Origin of the sequence: Candidatus Kapaibacterium sp. (assembly GCA_023957315.1) — a bacterium.
Classification (GTDB): Bacteria; Bacteroidota; Ignavibacteria; order Kapaibacteriales; family UBA2268; genus PGYU01.
Genome location: JAMLHE010000005.1, coordinates 107,477 through 128,838, shown reverse-complemented (window position 1 = coordinate 128,838; position 21,362 = coordinate 107,477). Strand labels below are relative to the sequence as shown.

Genomic DNA, 21,362 nt, shown 5'->3' with positions numbered 1-21,362 from the left:
GATAATTATAGTTTTTGAAGCATTTTTCTTGCTTTGGGAGCGAATGGACTATTTGGGTTACTTTCAATCAATTTTCTGTAATCGCCCTTCGCTTCGTTGATTTTGCCTGATTTCAATTTGCTGTCTGCCGATAGTAATTGGGCGTGGTCCGTGAACTGGCTGTTACTCGAGTTTATGACTTTAGAGAAATGAGCCAGTGCGTTATCGTAATCACCGATTTGATAGTAGCATTTTCCAATATTAAGGTTTATTTCATTTTCCTTAGTTTTGCTTGTTTCGCTTTGTAAGGCTCTTTGGAAGCTACTCAATGCCTGAGCATAGGAACCTTTTTCGTAAAGATTTTTGCCTAAGGTTAATTCCTCACTGTCCGAAATCACGATATTATTCACCGTTGCTTTACTTTCTGTCACTTCAGCTTCTCTGCTCGGTTGCTGTGCTCGGTTTCTTTTCGGAGCTACGGTCTCGTCAGGCTCGAGATAAGTTTCATTTACAGCTCTAGACAATATATCTTTCTTAGTTGTGCTATTAGTTTTTGAAGTGGGTTTTGAAACTTCATCGGGCATTAGAATCGTTTTGTTGTTATCATTACTCGGAGAAATGGCATTTGAACTAGCATGATTCCTTGTATTTCCGGTTTCGGGCAATATATTCATATCAGATTTGACATCGGCAATGTCATAGCTCATATTGCGAATCAATTCCTTGATTTCCGAAATATTGTCTTCGATTTTCTCCAATCTGCCGCTTGATGACTTTTGCTCTTCGACGATTGCCATCATTTGCTCTCTCAAGGTTGGAATTTGTCTGATTACATTTTCAGAAATCATCGGTTCCTTTTCAGCCTTGATATTTGCATGGTTTACTTCTTTGTCACCGATTTCGTCAATTTCTGCAATTATCTCGTTTGATTCGATATTTTTCGATTTGACAGATTTATCGCTTTCAGGAATAGATGAAATTAATTTTCCACCTCGGACACTTCGGGCAGTCGAACATGACGATAGGGGAATGCCTGATATGGTTAATATTAGTAACAATGTCAATATTGTGCATATTCTGTGGCTTCCGAAATAGGCTATAAATCTGTTTTTCATACTATCATCCTTGTTTAATCAGATAAATCGTTATATTTGATTATATTTTATTAGAAATTTACAAATAACGTGCCTTAAATAAATGAAAATATTAGTAATCAATTGGCAGGACATCAAAAATCCTTTCGGCGGTGGTGCTGAAGTGCATATGCACGAAATTTTCAAACGTATTGCAGCTATGGGGCATGATGTCACTATTTTTGCTTGTGCCCATCCCGATTTAGCTCCAGAAGAAATTATTGACGGTATAAAAATTATTCGCAAAGGCGACCGCAATGTTTTTAATTTTATAGTGCCTTGGGAATATAGGAGAAGGTTTAAGAATAAAGGATTTGATATAATCATTGATGATATAAACAAAATCCCTTTCTATACTCCACTTTTTGTCGAGGAACCTTTACTTGCTATCAGCCATCATTTCTTCGGTAAAAGCATTTTCCATGAAACGAACACTATCTTTGGTTCATACGTTTATTTATCAGAAGCATTGGTAGATGTTATTTATAAGAAGACTAAATTTGTTGTTGTTTCCGATAGCACTCTTGATGAATTCATTTCAAGAGGTTTCGATAAAAAGAATATTACTATTGTCACAAACGCTATCGAACAAAGCGATTTCCCAATGGCAGTCACTACCAAGAATCCAAATCCTATAGTGACATATTTTGGTCGCCTCAAGAAGTACAAAAGCGTTGACCACTTAGTCAGGGCATTTTACTTTGTTTCGCAAGAAATTCCAAATGCAAAACTCGAATTCATCGGCAGGGGAGACTTCCGCCCATATTTAGAACAATTATGCAGAAAACTCGGAATAAGCGATAAAGTTCATTTTCATGGTTTTGTTGATGAACAAACAAAATCGGAATTATTATCCAAATCATATTGTGTTGTTAATACATCAATGAAAGAAGGTTGGGGGATTACAAATATTGAAGCCAATGCTTGTGGCACTCCGGTTATTTCAGCCAACGTCCCTGGTTTACGCGACTCAGTCAGCGAAGGGGTTTCGGGATTGCTGTATGAATATGGCAATATCATGGATTTAGCCGACAAATTAAGATTGGTACTGACTGATAACAAAAAAAGACAGCACCTTAGTGAAGGTGCCGTCTCTTGGGCTCGCCAATTTTCTTGGGATACGTCTGCAGAAATTATGTTAGATGCTTGTCAACGTGTGATAGACGAGCATAAATCATAAATTCGGGGTAATCAAATCAATAAGCTCTTGCGCCATTGTTTCTGAAAAACCTGATTTTCTAAATAGTACTTTTCCGTCTTTTCCTACTACAAACATAGTAGGGAAACCCGTTACGCCATATTGCATTGCAGTTTGGTCTCCTTCGAGCAAAGTTTGATAATTAACATTATGTTCCTTTTTGAATTTAACAGGGTCGGCTCCGGGAGGTTCTTGGCAACTAATTCCAAGCACTAATGCGTTTTTGCCAGCAAAATGTGTGTGAACTTTCTGTAGTTCCGGCATTGCTTTGACGCACCATTTGCACCATGTACCCCAAAAATCCAACACAAGAACTTTGCCTTTGAAATCAGATAATGATACCATTTTGCCGGATTCGTCTTTCAATTGGAAATCAGGTGCTACACTACCTACATCAACTGATGCTGTTGGTTCGCCGGATGCTAAATCTTCCTCAGCATAACCTTCAGGCTTTGTCAATGTAAAAATTGAATCGTCAATTTTACCGTCCAATTTTACATCTTTCAAATTTGAGATATATTTTACAGTGTCGTTTCCGCGAATTTGGTAAATTTCCTCTCTAAATCGGAGTAAATCGCTCTTACGAACATACATTTTCATTAATGCGTTAACATCAAATTCGGGGTAATGCTTAGAGCTTGTAAGCAAATAGGCTTCTACACCGTCAATTTCGACTATTTTTTCGAGTTTCATCGAATCTTTGAACTCCGAAACATACATATCATAACTTGTAATCGGTGCTATCATTTCGAATGATGAATTCAAGAAGTTTTCAACCAAAAATCTTGATGGATCTTGGTCTTTGGTGATTCTGATGAATTTCTTGTTGACATTGTCCACCAATGTGAAATTTTCATTTTGATATGCTATCTTTGTTCCATCAGCATATTCAGCATAAATTTTCATTGGATAAGCAGCATTTTGAGTGTCGCGGACCAAAATCACTTTCGCACTCAAATCATTGTCCATATTTGGGGCTTTGAAAGTGAAATCAAGAGAATACTCTGCTGATTGGACTTTCATACTACGCTCGTGAGATTGCTTCAAAATATCGAGAGGCTCGGTCAAATTTGTGTCTTCGGAACAACTTGTTACCACCAACACAAGGAGAATAAACATTGAAAGATACTTATACATTTTTCACTCCGGAAATTATAAATTCATTAAATTAGGAATTGCATTTTCATAAAGCTCAAAGACGTTTTTAATTGAATAATTAATATAATTTTTAATGATGAATTTGTTCTCGATTGTCTTGCCGATTACATTGAAAGGAACATTGTGCTTCTCGGCAGCTGAACTGACTTCATCGAGCTTGGATTTGTCTATTGTGATGACTATTCTTGATTGAGTTTCGCTAAACAAATCGCCAACTGTCGGGCTGTCACCCAAATCTATTTCGCAGCCTATGTTGCCCGATGATATAGACATTTCGGACAATGCGATAATCAATCCGCCTTCGCTAATATCATGAGCAGAAGTAATCAATCCGCTGCGAATCAACTCTAAAGCCAACTTTTGCAAAGCGATTTCTTTCGTCAAATCAATTTCAGGCGCGTTGCCGGTAATCTCTTCCGCATAATGCTTGAGATATTCAGAGCCGCCAAGCTCATTCAGATTATCACCCAAAACTACAATTATTTCATCTTTTTGTTTAAAATTAAGCGACATGATTTTGTTTAAGTCATCTATGATTCCAAGCATACCGATTGTTGGAGTAGGGAATACTGCATTGTTTTTGGATTCGTTATGAAAGCTGACGTTGCCGCCTGTTACGGGTGTATTAAATGCTCTACAAGCATCACCCATGCCCTTAATCGCTTCGGAGAATTGCCAATAGACTTCAGGGTCATATGGATTGCCGAAATTCAAGCAATTTGTGATTGCGACGGGTTCTGCTCCTACGCAAACCACATTTCGGGCAGCTTCTGCAACTGCAATCATAGCACCTTTGTAAGGATTCAAATACACATAGCGACTGTTGCAATCTGTAGTTACAGCTATTGCTTTGCCCGGAAGCTCTTTCAGTCGAATTACCGCTGCATCGCCTTTGATAGAAACTGTATTTGTGCGTACTTGTGAATCATATTGCTCAAAAATCCAACGTTTAGATGCTATATTGGGCGAACTTATTACAGTTTTGAAATCGCCTTCAGTCGGTGTCATCGCTGCTACTTTGGCACAATCGTATTTATGTTTTTGAGCCAAATAGTCCGGTTCTTTAGTTTCTCGGTCATATTGTGGAGCACCACCGCCCAAGACTAATGAATCGGCATCCAATTCGCAAACTTTCAGACCATTTCTAAATATATGGATAAGCCCATCGCCAGTTACTTCGCCAATCTCAGTTATTGGGACGTCCCATTTGTTGCAAATATCAATAGCGATTTGCTCTTTCCCTTTTTCAATCACGGCAAGCATTCTTTCTTGCGATTCGGAAAGCATAATTTCATATGCAGACATACCCAGCTCTCGAAGCGGCACTATATCAAGGTTAATGTTCATACCCAAAGCGTTTCTGGCGCTCATCTCCGACGTTGAGCACGAAATTCCGGCTGCTCCCATATCCTGAATACCAACAATTACACCTGCATCAATTAATTCGAGAGTTGCTTCGAGAAGTAATTTTTCAGCAAATGGGTCGCCAACTTGGACTGTAGGTCGCATATCATCAGTTTTTTCATCGAACTCGCGTGATGCGAGAAGCGATGCACCATGGATTCCATCGCGTCCTGTGCTGCTTCCTAATATCATCACCGGATTGCCAACACCTGATGATGCTGCCGAAGCAGTTTTATCAACATGAACTATACCTACAGCCATAGCGTTTATCAGAGGATTATCACTATAACAATCATCGAAATAAATTTCTCCGCCAACAGTCGGGACTCCAAAGCAATTTCCGTAATGTCCGATTCCATGTACCACTCCTGAGAGCAGATATTTCGTGCGACGGTTGTTCAATTCCCCGAAGCGCAATGAATTCAATGCGGCAATAGGTCTTGCTCCCATTGTAAAAATATCGCGTAAAATTCCACCAACGCCTGTAGCAGCACCCTGAAATGGTTCAATAGCAGACGGGTGATTGTGACTTTCGATTTTGAAAGCGATTGCCCAGCCGTCGCCAATATCAACTAATCCGGCATTTTCTTCACCGGCTTCGACTAAAAGTTTGCCACCGGAACGTGGCAAAGTCTTCAATTTTTTTATAGAATTTTTGTAGGAGCAATGTTCGCTCCACATTACGCTATAAACTCCCAACTCTGTGTAGGTCGGAGTTCTGCCCATTATTTCGACAATTTTTTCGTATTCTTTGGCTGTTAAGCCCAATTTTAAAGCTGTTTCGACTGTTACCCGAAGTTCGGAATATAGCTCTGATGTATTCATTTTTTGTTCAAATTATTTCAAAATATTTTCATTCTTGTCAACTTAACATCTTTAAAAATAAGGAAAAATTACGAATGTTTTTTGAATTTCTAATGTGACTGCCGTATTATTTAACATGAATATTTTCACAATAATGAAACATATGATTGAACTTTACGTAATGTGGTATGTTATTTTATGAGATGTACTATGCATTTATTTACGAAAAAAATGAAATTTCTTTGCAACATTTTAAAATATTCAACGTATTAAGCATTGTTTAGAAAACTATTGGAACGAAATTAGTTTTATGAGTATTGAAAACGAAAAAAATGATAATCGCCAAAGGATTATTAATACAGCGAAGGAGCGGATTCTCAAGTATGGATATCGCAATCTGAGAATTGATGACATCACAAACGATTTACAAATATCAAAACGCACTTTGTACGAAATCTTTTCCTCGAAAGAGGATTTAGTACGAGAATTATTTCAACAAGGTCACTCAATCATGTCGAATGAAATCGAAAGCGTATTGTCAACGATAATTAATGATATCGAAGCTGACTTCTTAGTCGAAATGAGAAAGCTTTGGGCTATTGTCAAAAACCATACTGAAATTGTCAGCAACCAACTTTTTGTAGAAATCAAAACAGTTTTCCCTGATTTATCCTGCAAAAGGCAAGATTTTGAAGATTCGATAAAAAGCAATTTCGACCAAATCTACAAAATCGGAATTGCAAAAGGTATATTCAAACCAAATGTCAAAAGTGAGTTATTTTTTATGATTCATTACTATGCTTTGAGTAGCATACTGAAACCTGAAATCATAGCTCAATCATCAATGAGTATAAAAGAAATTATTGATGGCATTTCAAATTTACTATTAACGGGCGCATTAACAGAGGACGCACAAAAGAAATATTTAGAATTAACAGAAATTTAAATTTAAGGATTTATAAATGAGTTCTTTCAAACATAATATCAAAAAAATGATTCTCTGCTTCATCGTGTTAACGGCAATCGCCTGTCCGGCACTGAGTAGAGAGACTGTTGTCTTGAAGTTGGATGACGCTATACTAAAGGCTTTGAGCAACAATTCGCAGACAAAAATCGCTAAAATGGAGCTGACAAAAGCAAACGCCGCTGTGAAAGAGGCATTTGGTTACGCACTTCCAACTGTTGATTTTTCGGCAAGTTTATCGCACTTCTTGAGCGTTCCCAAGATGCCATTTCCCGATTTCGAGGCAATGTTGAACAACTACACTTACAAAGTGTTGGTAGATGAGGCACTTATTTCTGAGGGTGATGCAAAATATCGAGACATGAATAATGTGCTGCAAAGCTTCACACTCAAGAATAATTATGAAGCCAAACTTCAAGTAACGCAGATTTTGTTCAATTCCGCTGTGTTTCGTGGTATCGGGGCATCAGAAATTTATCGTCAAGCCGCTGAAGTAAACCTTCAAAATACTGCTGCGAAAACTATTCTAGATGTCCAAAAAGCATTTTATGGGATTTTGCTCGCAAAAGAGATGAATTTAATTGCTCAATCAAGCTTCGAAAACATCGAAAACCATGTCAAATCTGCTCAAGCTATGTTTCAACAGGGTTTAGCATCAGAGTATAACGTTATGCAAGCTGAAGTACAGTTAGAAAACTTCCGACCAATGGTAATTGCATCAGAAAATGCTCTGAAAAATGCGAAGGAAGGATTGAGAATTGTCTTGGGCATTGGAGATGATGTTGACATAGATGTTGTTGGTAATTTGGAAGTAATTGATGATGTAGGCGATGATTTACCAAATTTAATTGAAAAAGCCCGCAAAAACAACTTAGATGTTAAAGGTTTGAGCAAAAAAGCCGACGTTGACGAGGCATTTATTGATTTAGATGTTTCGGAATATTGGCCCTCGCTTGTAGCATTTGGAAATGTATCTTTAAACGGAGCATCCGATGATTTCAATTTTTTGCACTATAATTCATCAATGGTTGGTTTGAGCCTTTCAATTAATTTATTCAATGGCAACAGAACTCGCCAAAAAGTCGAACAGTCAACCGTTTCGATGTTGCAAACTCGAGAACAGGTTAATAATCTCAAAGATTTTGTTGCAATGAGAATGAAGGACAAATTTAACGAATTGGAACAAGTCAGGAGCACATTATCATCGCAGGAAAGAAACGTTGATTTGGCTCAGAAGAGTTATTCGATTGCCGAAGTAAGATTTAAAGAGGGTACGGGCACTCAACTTGAATTGCTAAGTGCCGAATTGCAATTACGCCAAGCACGCGCCAATAGATTGCAATCTGTTTACGCATTTATTAATGCAAAAGCAGATATTGAGAATCTAACCGGCAAGTTAAGCGACGAGTATATTAATTTAATCATGAATAGTAATAAATAATTAGGATAAATTTATGAAAACTTTTAGAACAACAATAATTTTGGCTACATTGGCAACTTTAGCGCTGATAAATGTGTCATGCCAAAAAGAGAAGCCCGCTCCGCCACGCAGTATGGAACAAATTAAATCGGAAGAAGGTATTCCGGTTGAAGTTTCTACCATTATGCCTTCAGACTTTTCAAAAGAATTATCATTTTTCAGTACTGTTTCCGGAATAGTTGAAACAGTCGAATATACCAAGGTAAAAGACCAAATATTGAGCATCAGAGCTAAAGTTGGCGATTATGTAAAGCAAGGACAATTGCTCATGGAATTCCCGACAAATAATCCGAACTTGCAATACGAACAAGCAAAAGTTGCTCTCGACAATTCCGAAAAATCTTACAAAAGGATGAAAGAATTACTTGCAGTAGGCGAGATTTCCCAGCAAGTATATGACAACACTCAGGCTCAGTATATGGTTGCAAAACAAAACATGGAATCTATCGAAAAATTAGTTAAAATCAAAGCTCAGGTTTCCGGTACTTTGATATCAATTCCTGTTCGAGTTGGCGATGTAACGGGCGATAACCAAGCACTATTTACAATTGCACAATTAAATAAAATGATTGCAAAAGTTCAAGCGACTGATAGAGAGTTAGTCCAAATCAAAAAAGGGATGCCTGTTCAAGCATTTTGGAATGGAATTGAATATAGAGGCGTAGTTAGCGATATCGGAATGGAAATGAATTCGATGACAAGGTCTTTCCCAATCGAAATCACCATTGATAATCCAAAACAAACACTTAAAAGTGGGGTTACGGTTGATGTCCGAATCAAAGTTAAAGAAACTGACCAAGCAATTATTATTGACCGCAAACTTTTAGTTGACGAAGCCGGCAAAAAATTTGTTTTCTTAGAAAAAGATGGTTTTGCCACCAAAAGGCAAGTCCAAACCGGAATCGCAAGCGGCACAAATATCGAAATTACAGACGGCTTAAAACCAGGCGATAATTTAATTACGTGCTGCACTTCATTTTTGGAAGACGGTATAAAAATTAAACTAAATAAATAAGGGACAAAATATGATATTAGCTAAAATTTCTATTGACCGTCCCATTCTGACAACTATGGTCTTGCTCGTATTTATTATTTTCGGAATCATTGCTTTCCGAGGTATGAATATGAACCAAGTGCCTGAAGTTAATATACCATTTGTGACGATTTCGACTATTTATCCGGGTGCCGGACCAAAAGAGATCGAAACTCAAATCAGCAAACGTATCGAAGACGTGGTGGCAACAGTAAGCCAAATTAAAAGAATCGAATCATATTCATTAGATGGTGTTTCCATTGTTATGATAGAATTTGACTTGAAAAAAAATATTGATATTGCTACGCAAGAAGTAAAAGATAAAGTTGACCAAGTAATTAATTTATTGCCTCGTGACGTTGATAAACCAATTGTTCAGAAAGTTGACTTGCAGGCATTTCCTGTAATCGACATTGTTTTCAGTGGTGACCTTGACCCACTTGCATTATATGATTATGCTTCTCGCACACTAAAAGACCGCTTTTCGCAAATTGGTGGAGTTGCCCAAGTTAATATAATCGGCGGTCAGCAAAGGGAAATCAAAGTAAGTTTTGACGATAAAACAGTTCATGAAAATATGATTTCGCTTCCGCAGATGCTACAAATATTTGCGGCTCAAAACTTCGATATTCCCGGTGGATATTTCCAAATCCAGGGTCAAGAATATACAGTCAGACTTTCAGGCGAATTTGATGATATCGAACAAATTAAAGAAACGGAGTTAGAAACCCCATTCGGGAAAAAGAAAGTCGGGCATATTGCTGACGTTATTGACGGTGGAAAAAAAGTTCGCCAACGTGCAGTTTATTTCGATAATATTGCAAAAATAAGAGATGAAAACGTTGTAAGATTATCTTTAATTAAAGCAACGGACGGTAATGCAATTAATATTTCGAGTGATTTATATAAATTATTACCCGAATTAGAAGCAATTATACCCGAAGGTACTCAATTAAAAGTAGTTAACGATGCTGCAATATTTACAAAATCAACTGTAGATGACACAATGTCTAATATACTTTTAGGTATTCTTTTTACATCAATTGTTTTATTATTATTTTTGCATGACATTCGTTCAACAATAATTGTTGGACTTTCGATGCCAATTTCGGTTATATCAACATTTTTGCTCATGCAGGCAGCCGGATTCTCCCTCAATATGATGTCGCTGATGGGAATTTCAGTTTCAATTGGGGTTTTAGTTGCTAATTCGATTGTTGTATTGGAAAATATTTTCCGAAACAAAGAAAAAGGTATGAACCGTAAAGATGCGGCATTCTTTGGTACGAAGCAAGTCACCGTAGCTGTAGTCGCTGCGACTTTAACAAATATTGTAGTATTTGTTCCATTGGCAAATATTAGTTCAATCGTAGGTGAGTTCCTTAAAGAAATGGCTCTGACCGCAGCTTTTGCAACTGTATTTTCATTAATAATTTCATTTACTCTTACTCCGATGCTCGCATCATTAATTTTACCTGATAAACCCAAAATTGGTTTTTTCGGTCGAAAAATTATTGCATTTGAAAAAATGTGGGAAAGGCTCTATACGCGTTTATTAACATTAAGTTTGAAAAATAAATGGATTAGTGTGTCTATTCTCGGTATTACTTTTATTATGTTTTTCTTAACTGTTTTTAAAATTTATGGTCCTAATTTATCATTTGAATTTATGCCTGCAGGAGATAATGGAAAAATTGCAATTCAAGTACAATTGCCCGAAGGCTATGATTTGCCGTCAACAACTAAATTGATGCAGACAATTGAAGACAGGATAAGGACTTACGATGATGTCGAAGTGATTTTGACAAATATTGGAAAAACAGACGATTTAAATATCGGGACTAATTTGGCAATGATGGAAGTTTATTTGAAGGATGTTTCTGAACGAGAATTAGGCTTAACCGATTATATTGAATCTTTTACCGAGGAACTTTCAAATATTCCGAATGCACTTATCAAGGTAGCGCCACTTGAAAATATGGCTGGTCCGGGAGCACCAATTGAATTTTATTTATTGGGGCAGGATTTGGATAAATTGGAAGAAATTAAGGCTGTAATTGTTGAAAAAGCCAAAAATATTAAAGGACTTGTGAATTTTGATAATAGCTCAAGTGCCGGAAAACCTGAAATGACAGTCGTGCCAAACAGACAAAAAATCACTGAGCTTGGCGTTTCAGTCCAAGAAATTGGGATGACGCTCAGAGCTGCTATCGAAGGGATTGTTTCAACTCAATACAAGGATAGGGGCGAGGAATATGACATGGTCATTACGATGGATGAAGAATCAGTCAATACCCCCGAAAAAATCGCTGCTATTCCAATTATTACCCGAATGGGAACGTATAGGCTTTCGGATTTGGCAGAAGTTGAGTTCACCAAAGGATTCACCAAAGTGCTTCGTCGCGATAAATTTACTGCTATTAAATTCACAGGTGATGCCGCCGCAGGAGTGCCTACCGGAGATATAATTAACGAAATTGATTTAATAGTAGATGGTGGTGTAATTGACGGTAAAGAAATTGCAGGTTTAGACTTACCTCCCGGTTATAGAGTACGATGGGGTGGAACAGCAGAAATGCAAATACAAATGGTCACCGACCTTGCATTCGCCTTTTTCTTGGCATTTTTATTGACATATATGTTGCTTGCTGCAATACTCGAAAGCTTGTGGCAGCCTGTGCTAATCATGCTCACAGTTCCATTAGCCTTACTTGGCGTGGTTATATTGATGTATTACACAGATACATATTTCGGTTTGACGGCAATAATGGGCGTAATCATGCTTATTGGAATTGTGGTAAATAATGCGATTTTAATTTTGGACAATACCAATCAATTAATCCGAGAGAAGAAAATGAAAGTCAAAGAGGCTCTCATCCAAGCTGCACCGGAAAAATTGAAGCCGATTATCATGTCAACTACTGCAATCATACTTGGGCTGTTGCCAATGGCGCTTGGAATTGGTTCAGCCGGTAAAGAAATGAGAATACCGCTTGGAATCGTGAGTATCGGTGGACTGGTAGCTTCTACATTTCTAACATTATTTGTAATCCCCGTGGCATTCTACGTTGTAGCAGCATTTTTCAATAGGGTAAAGCTCATGTTTGCGAAAATGTTCGGACGCGAAGTACCTGCATAATCAGTCCTTTAGAGTAATTAGGGGTTGGCAGAATTTGTCAACCCCTTTTTTTATATTTTTGAATAAAATTATCAAAGTATTTGCCTTAATCCATAAATTATTGAAGATGCAGCTTGTTATTTTTGTCACAACAAAATTGTTTAATGAATATTTTCCGGGTGAAACATTTTTAAAATAGCTGATAAGTGTCTGTCTGTAAATATCACATCGTCAGATATAATCAACGCTGACGCACTTTTTCGTTAAAATAAAATAATTTGATTAGAATGAAAACTTTCATTACGTTTACATTATAATTTTGTATCTTTGGAAATAAGTGTTAAGGTTTCTCCATATTTAGTAACATTATCTCGGAGGCTCTATGAATGCGTTTTGTACTCGATTTTTGCTTTTCATATTTTGTTTGATTTTGGGTTTCAGTATCTCATTTTCTGAAGAAGTGGAAATCAATATCATCCATATCAATGATTCTCACTCAAATTTATTGCCCGGCAAAGGGCGAGATGAAAACCTAAAATCTAAGCACGGTGGGCTTGCAAGAGCTGTCACAATTATTGGAATTGAGAAAATTCAAGATCCGGAAACTTTGCTTTTACATGCCGGCGACTTTTCAGTTGGCGACCTTTTGTGGTATCTTAATTTTGGAATACCTGAAATAGCAACTCTTAAGAGTCTTGGTTTAGATGCTATGACAATTGGCAACCACGAATTTGACGCAGGAACTGTCAATCTTTCGACATTACTTATGACAGCAAACCAAGATTACGGTGATTGTAATTTCCTCTCAGCTAATTTAGTGGCTAACGAAGGCTATAGCGAAGGTTATCAGTTGAAACAAGAAGTGAAAGACTATATTATCAAGGATGTCAAAGGTGTGAAAGTTGGGATTTTTGGCATGACGAGCGGTTCTGCAAACATGACTTCCATTCCATATCCGGAAATCACTGTTGATGAGAATTATGTTATAATCGCCAACGAACAAGTTGCAAAGCTTCAAGATGCAGGTTGCGATGTCATAATCTTCCTATCTCACTTAGGTTCTAAAAATGACATGTTCGTAGCAGAACAAACCAAAGGCATTCATTTAATCATTGGCGGACACGACCACATGACGACATATCAACCAATAATCGTACCATATGATGAAGAGCATTCAACCTATATTGTTCAAGCCGGTGCTTTTTACGAAAGTATAGGGGGAGTGAGAATAACTGTCAATGATGGTCAAATTACTGAAATCAAAAATCGAATTATTGACTTAACTATTGAAATTCCTGAAGACCCTGCAGTTGCGGCAAGCTTAGATTATCTAATCAGCGAACTTCCCGCCGATGTGAAAGTGATGTTCGATACCCAAATAGCATATTCTTCTGAAACTTTGACTGAAATAGTACCTGATGTTTTGGGAGCTTATGAACTATCATCAGAAGTGGGATGTCTTATCTCTGCAGCATTTAAAGAATGGGGTGGAACTGATATTGGCTTTACAACTGGGGGATTATCTGCCCAGCCTCTTTATGAAGGCCCGATTGTTGGTAACGACATCATTCGTATGCTCGGATATGGTGTAAATGAATATGACGGTGTAGGATATAATATGGTCAAATTCAATATCAAAGGTTCGGATTTGTATATGGGGATTTTGTACACTTTGATGATGTCATGGGGCGCCGGAGACGATGAATTTTTTCCTCAAGTATCAGGTATTCAGATTAATTTTGAAATTGGGCATGGTGGAGAAATGTTCATAGAAATTGATGGTGTTACCATAAACTTAGAAGAATATTACTCGTTGACTACTACAGTATTTGTTGCCGGAATTCTAACAGATTTCTTAGAAATACCCATTACAGATTATACTTTATTTGAAGAAAATTCAGATTTCATTGTACTGTTAGATTTCGTAGCAAATTTGCAAAATATAACTCCTGAATTAGTAGCTTGTGAAAATATTAGACCATTCGTTGGTGATGATGTCCCTGAAATTATCAATGCGGATGTATCCTTTTCACCAAATCCTGCATCCGAATTAGTAAATATAACAGTAAATTCGGCAATGAGTGGCAATTACGACGTCATGATTTACGATTACCGTGGCATGAAAGTATCGCTGAAAAATTCATATTTCCTTGACGGAGAATTAAATCAATTATCAGTAAATACTTCAAGTCTCCCTAATGGCGCCTATTTAGTCAAAGTCTCAAATGGAAAAATCAGCCACACAGGAAAACTCATAATCAGCAGATAATTTTCAATAATTGTAAATAGTTTTCAGGCGGGCTATAATTTATTCATCCGATGACTTGAAGTATTTAGATTAATTGATTTAATTAAAGCTGTGGCGCATATTAGGTGGGAGTCATCGGATGAATTAAAATGTCCCTCAGTTGTTAATATAGACGAAAGCTTCCGAAGGTTTCGAACCTTCGGAAGCTTAGGAATTCAAATCATAAAAATCATAATAATCAAAAAAATCATAGTTCAGACAATTCAAAACTGCACGAAGCCGACCTTTTTATAAACTTTGCGCAATGTTCGTAAGGCGGTGTGGCGGGCTTTTTCGCCACCACTGATAAGTATCTTTGCCAATTCGTCCTTGTTTGCGATTAGTTCGTTGTAGCGGGTGCGAATGGGGCTGATGAACGCGGCTACGGAATCGCCAACTTGGGATTTGAAATCGCCATAGCCTTTTCCGGCGAATTCACTCTCGATTTCGCTCATGGACTTGCCGGTGGCGATGTGATAGAGCGTCATCAAATTTGCTACACCGGGTTTGTTTTCCTCATCAAATATGACGTCGCTGCCCGAATCGGTCACTGCACGCTTGATTTTGCCTACAATCTGGTCTTCGGTATCGGTCAAAAATATGATTGAGCCTTGGATTGGGTCGGACTTGGACATTTTCTTTTCCGGCTCCTGAAGACTCATGATGCGCGCACCAATTTCGGGGATGTACGGCTCAGGAACTTTGAAAGTGTCTGAATAGTTGTGATTGAACCTTTGTGCCAAATTGCGAGTAAGCTCGAGATGCTGCTTCTGGTCTTCGCCGACGGGCACGAGGTCTGCTTGGTAGAGCAAAATATCGGCAGCCATTAGCACAGGATAAGTGAACAAGCCGACGTTGATATTTTCAGAATGTTGGCGCGATTTGTCCTTGAATTGAGTCATACGGCTGCATTCGCCCATACCTGTGAAAGTATTGAGCACCCAAGTGAGCTGGGAATGTTCAGGCACGTGAGATTGGATAAACAAAGTTGAATTGACGGGGTCTATACCCGATGCAATGAACATCGCAGCGGTGTCCAAGGTGCGTTTGCGCAATTCTGCGGGAGTCTGTTTGGCAGTGATTGCATGCAAATCGGCTATCATATAATAACAATCATATTCGTTCTGCAATTTGACCCAATTAGTCAAAGCACCTGTCAAATGCCCGATTGTCAGTATCCCCGAAGGAGTCACACCGCTCAAAATCACTTTTCTCTGTTCCATCACATTCCTATTTAGTACAATTATACTATTTACGAATATTGCCCAAGTAAATTTTAGGGTTTTGTTATAATCTCTCAATTTGTAGGGACAGAACAGCGTTCTGTCCAAAATATCGTCATTCTGAACGAAGTGAAGAATCCATGAATTTTATGAAAACTTGATTCTTCGACTTCGTCTCAGAATGACCAGATGTTCAGACTTTGACAAAAATCAGAAAACTTTATAAATTAGACTTCGGAAGTCTTTATAATTAACTTCAAAAAGCTTATTATATTCATATACTTTAGAAAATTAGACTTCCGAAGTCTTCAGCTATCACTTCTTCACAAACATTTGCGTCCGGCTGCCGATGCGCACATAATACACGCCACGAGGAAGATGCGAAATATCAATTCTTAAATTATCGCTCCCTGAGCCTGTCGAAGGGTGAGCGGTCGGGGTGGTCATCACGCATTCACCCAAAGTATTGAAGATTCTCAATTCTGCGACTTCCGATGGTTTCAAAACTTCCGAAGGTTGTGTTATTACTCTGAATTTGAATCTAAAGCTGTTTCTATCGAATATAATAAGAAACTTAGATTTAAATCCATATGGATTCCTAAAGAAGGATTCTTCTGAATCATGCTGTTTACTTTCAATAAATCATAATTCCCTGTTAAATATATAGAAAACGTTTTATAATAATATTTTCCGAAACTATCTATACTGGGATGTTTATGAATAACGTAATGAGAATATCCAATTTTTAAATGATTTTGCAAGATTTCTATATCGGGGTTGATTTCCAATATTCGTCTGTAACAAGATGAACCTTTAATATCAAGATTCCCATATTCGATATCAAACTTTGCTCCTAACTCCAAATCTAATCCAGAGAAATCAGCATCGCTGAAGTTCAATAAATCCGGTGAATTTCTCTTCTCAGGTTTAAATGTGCTATAACCTACAGCCATATAAACATGTGGAATAATCATATCTAAATCTTTGTTTAACAGGTTAAACCCACTACCGAAATGCAATTTAATCCATTCATTGTCATTTTTCCTGAAAATATCGTTGTTTAAATTAATAATTTTGATACCTCCATAATAAATACTTTTATCATAGTTTGTCACATCTTTAAAACCTCCATAAATTGTATCAGTAATAATTGGAATATCTATTTCAGAAAAAAAATCAATATACATTAATTCACAAATAAATCGTGTGTCAAATTCATTAGAAAAATTATTTATTGCTACTCCAAATTTTGAAGATAGGACATAACGAGAATAAGATGTGCCATCCGGGACATGCGTAAAACTACTTTTTTCTTCTTCGTGCAAACCTATATTATACTTGCTTGAAACATGAGCATTGTTTAATGAAGTTGTGTGAATGGTATTCAAGTTAATTAAATCATAAAAGTACCAACCATCGATTGCAAGGATATTTGCATGAATTGTAAAAAACAGAAACAATATTGTAATTATTGATTTCATAACATATCCAACAAATTTTAAAATTCACATCTCTACAAATATAGCACATCTAGGTAAATAATCACTAATTTTTTGAAAAATTTATGTTTGATTGTTTCGGACAGAACGCTGTTCTGTCCCTACATTTCAGGCTCTCCATTCATCCGATGACTTGAACTATTCAGATTATAGTATTAATTAAAGCTGTGGGACATATAAGTGGGAGTCATCGGATGAATTAATCACATCTACAACGTCAACTTACGCCACCCACGAATAAATTCATTGGCTATGTTTCGGACAGAACGCTGTTCTGTCCCTACATATAGAACCACAAAAAAAAAGCTGCCCATATGGACAGCTTTTTAAAAATTTATATCGAATTCTTTTAGTCTTCTTTGGATTTTTCGATTTTTGCAATATCGGCATCAACTTCTTCGATACGCTTATGAGTTTGTTCGATTGAATGCTCTTTCTCGGCAATTTTCCCTTGAACTAATGTGAGGCGATGATTTGTTTCATTTTTCATGAATTCATCCATTTCCTCAGTGCTCAATTTTGTTTGGAGTTGCACTAATTCAGCCTTTTCGGATTCGATTGCATTGGTGAGTCGCTCAATTTTTTCGTTCAAATTGGACTTGATATCATTCAATTTACCGATTCTTTCTGCTCTGCGAACGGAGAAAAATTCGTCGCGTTTCTTGTCGAAAATTCCGAATGCTTCTCTTATTCTGGCAAAAAGTTCGTTTCTTTGCCCGCGTTTCAATTTGGCTATCCGAACTTCGCTTTGCACGTTGATTAGAGTTTCCCGAATCATTTTGAAATCGGTCAAACCAAGCACTAATTCAAAGCAATCATTCACTTTTTTGGTAAGGCTATCATAATTATCGTTGCATTCTTGCTCGAATGATTGGCGCTCATCAGATTGCTTTTCATTCAAATCTTCGAATACGACACGAATTTGGGCATAAAGCTCGTCTCGATGGTCGCGGCGGAGTTTCATCCCTTTGATTGCATTTTGGGCATTGATAAGTTGCTCTCGCGATTCCGAAAATTCTTCGGAGCTATTTACAAAGCTAATAGCATCGTCCACAATTTTTTTCAATTTGACGTAATTATCTTTCGCTTCCTGGTCGAAGCTGTTTCGTTCACTTTCTTGGCGAGTGTTTACACTTTCGAAAGCATCACGAATTGATTGGAAAAGTTCGTCGCGTTGTTCACGTTTGAGTTTCAAACCCTTGATTTTCGTCTGGACTTCAATCAATGCTTCGCGAGCTTTGCCGTAGTGTGCAGACTTTTGCGAGAAAACGATAGCTTCCTCTACCACACCTTTTGAATTGTGATAATTTTCGATACATTCCATCTCGTAGTTTTCGCGCTCATCAATCTGGCGATTGGTCAGCGAATCGAATGCTTCATGAATCATATTGTTTAATTCATCACGGTGTGACCTCTTCAGAGCAAGATTTTTGAACAAATCTTGGGCTGAGAGCAAAACCTCACGCGCTTTTTTGAAATCTGTCAAAGCGTCAGATTGAGCCACAGCTTCACGGACTCTATCAATTACAGAATCGTAGTTCTCTTGACTTGTTACGTCAAGTTTCTGTTTTTCTTCAGTTTGGCGGGCGTTGACATTTTCGATAGTATCATTGATAACATCAAGCAAATGGTTATTGTCCGTTTCTTTAAGGAACAGCCCTTTGAGTTTGTCCTTCGAATCGGTCAATCTGCTGCGAATGTCTCGCCAATCATTGCTTTGGGCTGCAAATTCAATAATGGTATTGATTTCTTGCGTTATATCAGCCAAAACTTTTTCGTATTGCTCGGCGTTATCATATTGACCGATAATCTCGCCGGTTTGTGGTAAATTATGCTCTTCCGCATTTCCGTTGTTTGTCAGTTCGTTTTCCATCCTACACCTATGATAATTTCAATTTCTGAGTTACTAAATTAGTGATTGTCACCATTGATTTTAATTGTCCGAATCGCATTCATAGCTTGTTTGCTGATTGGCGGCAATTCTTCGCCACGAATTAATGCATCGAGTTCCTCTCCGTCAAGTATTTCGCGTTCGAGCAAAATTTTGGAAATCCTATGCAAAATATCAATTTTTTCTTCTAAAAGTGCTGTTGCTTGTTCCATAGCTTTATTCAAAATTCTGCGAACTTCGCCGTCAATACTTTGTGCTGTTTCTTCGCTATGGTCGCGAGTTTTGGAGAAATCTCTGCCCAAGAATACTTCCCCGTCGTCATTATTAAATGTGACCGGTCCGATTAACTCGCTCATTCCCCATTCGCAAACCATTTTGCGTGCTACGCGTGTTGCACGTTGCAAATCATTCGATGCACCGGTTGATAGCACGTTGAAAACGAGCTTTTCGGCGGCTCTGCCAGCCATTAGAACGACAAGTTGGTCTTCAAAATAGCGTGCTGATTTTGAATAAAATTCTTCGTTTGGTAAATTCCAAGTCAATCCCAAAGCTCTGCCACGCGGAATAATTGTGACTTTGTGAACAGGGTCGGCATGACGCATAAATTTACCTGCAAGTGCGTGCCCCATCTCATGATAGGCGGTCATTTCTTTTTCGCGTTCCGAAATTACCATGCTCTTGCGTTCAACGCCCATCAGTACTTTATCTTTGGCATTTTCGAAATCAAACATCGTAACTTGGTTGCTGTTTCGGCGTGCTGCCAAAAGTGCTGCTTCGTTTACGATATTTGCAATATCTGCTCCAGATAGTCCGGGAGTGCCTTTTGCTAAAGTTTCTATATCAATATCTGAACCAAGCGGTATTTTACTCGTATGAACCTTGAATATCCCTTCACGTCCTTTGACATCCGGTCTGTCCACCACTACTTGTCTGTCGAATCTGCCCGGACGAAGTAATGCCGGGTCTAATACGTCGGGGCGGTTTGTTGCAGCAATAATTATTACTCCATTATTTTGCTCGAAACCATCCATTTCAACAAGTAATTGGTTCAAGGTTTGTTCTCTTTCATCGTGTCCGCCACCCAAACCGGCACCTCTGTGGCGACCGACTGCATCAATTTCATCTATAAATACGATACACGGTGGGGTTTTCTTTGCTTGCTCGAATAAATCACGAACTCGGCTTGCACCGACGCCCACAAACATTTCGACAAAATCAGCGCCGGAAATCGAGTAAAAGGGAACTTTTGCTTCGCCTGCTACTGCACGAGCCATGAGTGTCTTGCCTGTTCCGGGAGGTCCTAATAACAAAACACCGCGTGGAATTTTGCCACCAAGTTTTTGGAATTTCTCCGGTTCGCGCAAAAATTCAATAACTTCTTGCAATTCATATTTGGCTTCGTCGGCACCTGCAACGTCATCGAAAGTGACTTTGGGGTGATTTTCGTTAAGTAATTTTGCTTTAGATTTGCCAAATGAAAAAATCCCTTTCGACCCACCGCCTTGCATCCGTCGCATGAAGAAAATAAATAGCCCAATGATTAGAATCCATGGCAAAATCATTATCAAGCTGCGCCAAATTGAGGTGTCGCCCTCTTCATATCTTAGTGCAATACCTTTTTCTTCCCAAACTTTTTCAGATTCCGAATCTAATACACCCAAAAAAGTAGAAAATCTTGTAATTGTACGTTCACGGTTATCTACCATCAATGTTACGGGTTGTTTCAAAACTCCTCTGAACTCAAAATGATTCAACTGAGATTTGACTATTACGGCTTCTTTTATCAAATCTTCTCTCAAAAATCTTTGATAATCTGTATAAGATACGGGCCAATCGTGTTGTTGCGTACCTTGCATGAAAATGTAAACTATAAAGACACCGGCAGCAAGCACAAACATTAACATCATGTTTCGCATCATGTTTGCCGGTGGAGTATTTCCATCACCCATTCGCTTAAATTCATTGAATGGGTCTTTCTTTTCCTTTTTGTTATCACCATTATTCGGCGATTCTGACATTCCTTATCCTCCAATTCCTAAATGTTATTTTACCTATGACGTAGCAAACAAGTCATAATTTTTACAAAGATGATTGGTATGAATATTTAGATATGTTGAGAGTGATACTTAATGCAGGAAGTAGGTGAGAGTCTAAGTATTGTGACTCGAATTTTAAGAAATAAGCATGTGAA

14 protein-coding genes are annotated in these 21,362 nt (G+C 37.9%); 6 read left to right on the top strand and 8 right to left on the bottom strand.

Annotated elements, in window-relative coordinates; genetic code table 11:
- Positions 1-5: 5 nt before the first annotated feature.
- Positions 6-1,094 (bottom strand): tetratricopeptide repeat protein, encoded by a 1,089-nt coding sequence (locus M9949_07085; GenBank protein MCO5251170.1) that lies wholly within the window; start codon positions 1,092-1,094, stop codon positions 6-8.
- Between the two features lie 82 nt (positions 1,095-1,176).
- Here M9949_07085 and M9949_07080 point away from each other — a divergent pair, with 82 nt between their 5' ends.
- Positions 1,177-2,292 (top strand): glycosyltransferase family 4 protein, encoded by a 1,116-nt coding sequence (locus M9949_07080; protein ID MCO5251169.1) that lies wholly within the window; start codon positions 1,177-1,179, stop codon positions 2,290-2,292.
- On the opposite strand, the gene M9949_07075 is transcribed toward M9949_07080, so the two are convergent.
- Complete coding sequence (locus M9949_07075; GenBank protein ID MCO5251168.1) at positions 2,287-3,447, bottom strand: redoxin domain-containing protein; 1,161 nt, start codon at positions 3,445-3,447, stop codon at positions 2,287-2,289. The two genes, M9949_07080 and M9949_07075, sit on opposite strands and share 6 nt — an antisense overlap.
- 15 nt (positions 3,448-3,462) lie before the next feature.
- Positions 3,463-5,697 carry a phosphoribosylformylglycinamidine synthase subunit PurL gene (gene purL, locus M9949_07070; GenBank protein MCO5251167.1) on the bottom strand — a complete coding sequence of 745 codons (2,235 nt, stop codon included), beginning with the start codon at positions 5,695-5,697 and terminating at the stop codon, positions 3,463-3,465.
- A 289-nt stretch (positions 5,698-5,986) separates the two neighbouring features.
- Between purL and M9949_07065 the strand changes: the two genes are divergently transcribed.
- The 5 genes from M9949_07065 to M9949_07045 all read left to right on the top strand — a co-directional run bounded on the left by M9949_07065 (position 5,987) and on the right by M9949_07045 (position 14,540).
- Complete coding sequence (locus tag M9949_07065; GenBank protein ID MCO5251166.1) at positions 5,987-6,622, top strand: TetR/AcrR family transcriptional regulator; 636 nt, start codon at positions 5,987-5,989, stop codon at positions 6,620-6,622.
- A gap of 16 nt (positions 6,623-6,638) precedes the next feature.
- Positions 6,639-8,081: a TolC family protein gene (locus M9949_07060; GenBank protein MCO5251165.1), complete on the top strand. Its 1,443-nt coding sequence runs from the start codon at positions 6,639-6,641 to the stop codon at positions 8,079-8,081.
- Between the two features lie 13 nt (positions 8,082-8,094).
- A complete protein-coding gene (locus M9949_07055; GenBank protein MCO5251164.1) occupies positions 8,095-9,135 on the top strand; it encodes an efflux RND transporter periplasmic adaptor subunit in 1,041 nt (346 codons plus the stop codon).
- Positions 9,136-9,145: 10 nt separating this feature from the next.
- The gene (locus M9949_07050) at positions 9,146-12,292 is read left to right on the top strand and encodes an efflux RND transporter permease subunit (GenBank protein ID MCO5251163.1); all 3,147 of its coding nucleotides are present in this window, start codon (positions 9,146-9,148) and stop codon (positions 12,290-12,292) included.
- A 361-nt stretch (positions 12,293-12,653) separates the two neighbouring features.
- A complete protein-coding gene (locus M9949_07045) occupies positions 12,654-14,540 on the top strand; it encodes a 5'-nucleotidase C-terminal domain-containing protein (GenBank protein MCO5251162.1) in 1,887 nt (628 codons plus the stop codon).
- Between the two features lie 242 nt (positions 14,541-14,782).
- Here M9949_07045 and trpS read toward each other — a convergent pair whose 3' ends face one another.
- The 5 genes from trpS to ftsH form a co-directional block, all read right to left on the bottom strand.
- Entirely contained in the window at positions 14,783-15,781 is a 999-nt protein-coding gene (gene trpS, locus M9949_07040) for a tryptophan--tRNA ligase (GenBank protein MCO5251161.1), read from the bottom strand.
- Positions 15,782-16,096: 315 nt separating this feature from the next.
- Positions 16,097-16,285 (bottom strand): T9SS type A sorting domain-containing protein, encoded by a 189-nt coding sequence (locus tag M9949_07035; GenBank protein ID MCO5251160.1) that lies wholly within the window; start codon positions 16,283-16,285, stop codon positions 16,097-16,099.
- A gap of 20 nt (positions 16,286-16,305) precedes the next feature.
- Entirely contained in the window at positions 16,306-17,262 is a 957-nt protein-coding gene (locus tag M9949_07030; protein ID MCO5251159.1) for a hypothetical protein, read from the bottom strand.
- A gap of 367 nt (positions 17,263-17,629) precedes the next feature.
- On the bottom strand, positions 17,630-19,153 hold the full coding sequence (locus M9949_07025; GenBank protein MCO5251158.1) for a hypothetical protein: 1,524 nt from the start codon (positions 19,151-19,153) through the stop codon (positions 17,630-17,632).
- 38 nt (positions 19,154-19,191) lie between these two features.
- Entirely contained in the window at positions 19,192-21,189 is a 1,998-nt protein-coding gene (ftsH, locus tag M9949_07020) for an ATP-dependent zinc metalloprotease FtsH (GenBank protein MCO5251157.1), read from the bottom strand.
- Positions 21,190-21,362 lie beyond the last annotated feature (173 nt).

What these genes read in the sequence shown, in the direction of transcription:
- M9949_07085 (MCO5251170.1), bottom strand. Translation starts at nt 1,094, where the DNA reads ATGAAAAACAGATTTATAGCCTATTTCGGAAGCCACAGAATATGCACA.
- M9949_07080 (MCO5251169.1), top strand. Translation starts at nt 1,177, where the DNA reads ATGAAAATATTAGTAATCAATTGGCAGGACATCAAAAATCCTTTCGGC.
- M9949_07075 (MCO5251168.1), bottom strand. Translation starts at nt 3,447, where the DNA reads ATGTATAAGTATCTTTCAATGTTTATTCTCCTTGTGTTGGTGGTAACA.
- purL (MCO5251167.1), bottom strand. Translation starts at nt 5,697, where the DNA reads ATGAATACATCAGAGCTATATTCCGAACTTCGGGTAACAGTCGAAACA.
- M9949_07065 (MCO5251166.1), top strand. Translation starts at nt 5,987, where the DNA reads ATGAGTATTGAAAACGAAAAAAATGATAATCGCCAAAGGATTATTAAT.
- M9949_07060 (MCO5251165.1), top strand. Translation starts at nt 6,639, where the DNA reads ATGAGTTCTTTCAAACATAATATCAAAAAAATGATTCTCTGCTTCATC.
- M9949_07055 (MCO5251164.1), top strand. Translation starts at nt 8,095, where the DNA reads ATGAAAACTTTTAGAACAACAATAATTTTGGCTACATTGGCAACTTTA.
- M9949_07050 (MCO5251163.1), top strand. Translation starts at nt 9,146, where the DNA reads ATGATATTAGCTAAAATTTCTATTGACCGTCCCATTCTGACAACTATG.
- M9949_07045 (MCO5251162.1), top strand. Translation starts at nt 12,654, where the DNA reads ATGAATGCGTTTTGTACTCGATTTTTGCTTTTCATATTTTGTTTGATT.
- trpS (MCO5251161.1), bottom strand. Translation starts at nt 15,781, where the DNA reads ATGGAACAGAGAAAAGTGATTTTGAGCGGTGTGACTCCTTCGGGGATA.
- M9949_07030 (MCO5251159.1), bottom strand. Translation starts at nt 17,262, where the DNA reads ATGAAATCAATAATTACAATATTGTTTCTGTTTTTTACAATTCATGCA.
- M9949_07025 (MCO5251158.1), bottom strand. Translation starts at nt 19,153, where the DNA reads ATGGAAAACGAACTGACAAACAACGGAAATGCGGAAGAGCATAATTTA.
- ftsH (MCO5251157.1), bottom strand. Translation starts at nt 21,189, where the DNA reads ATGTCAGAATCGCCGAATAATGGTGATAACAAAAAGGAAAAGAAAGAC.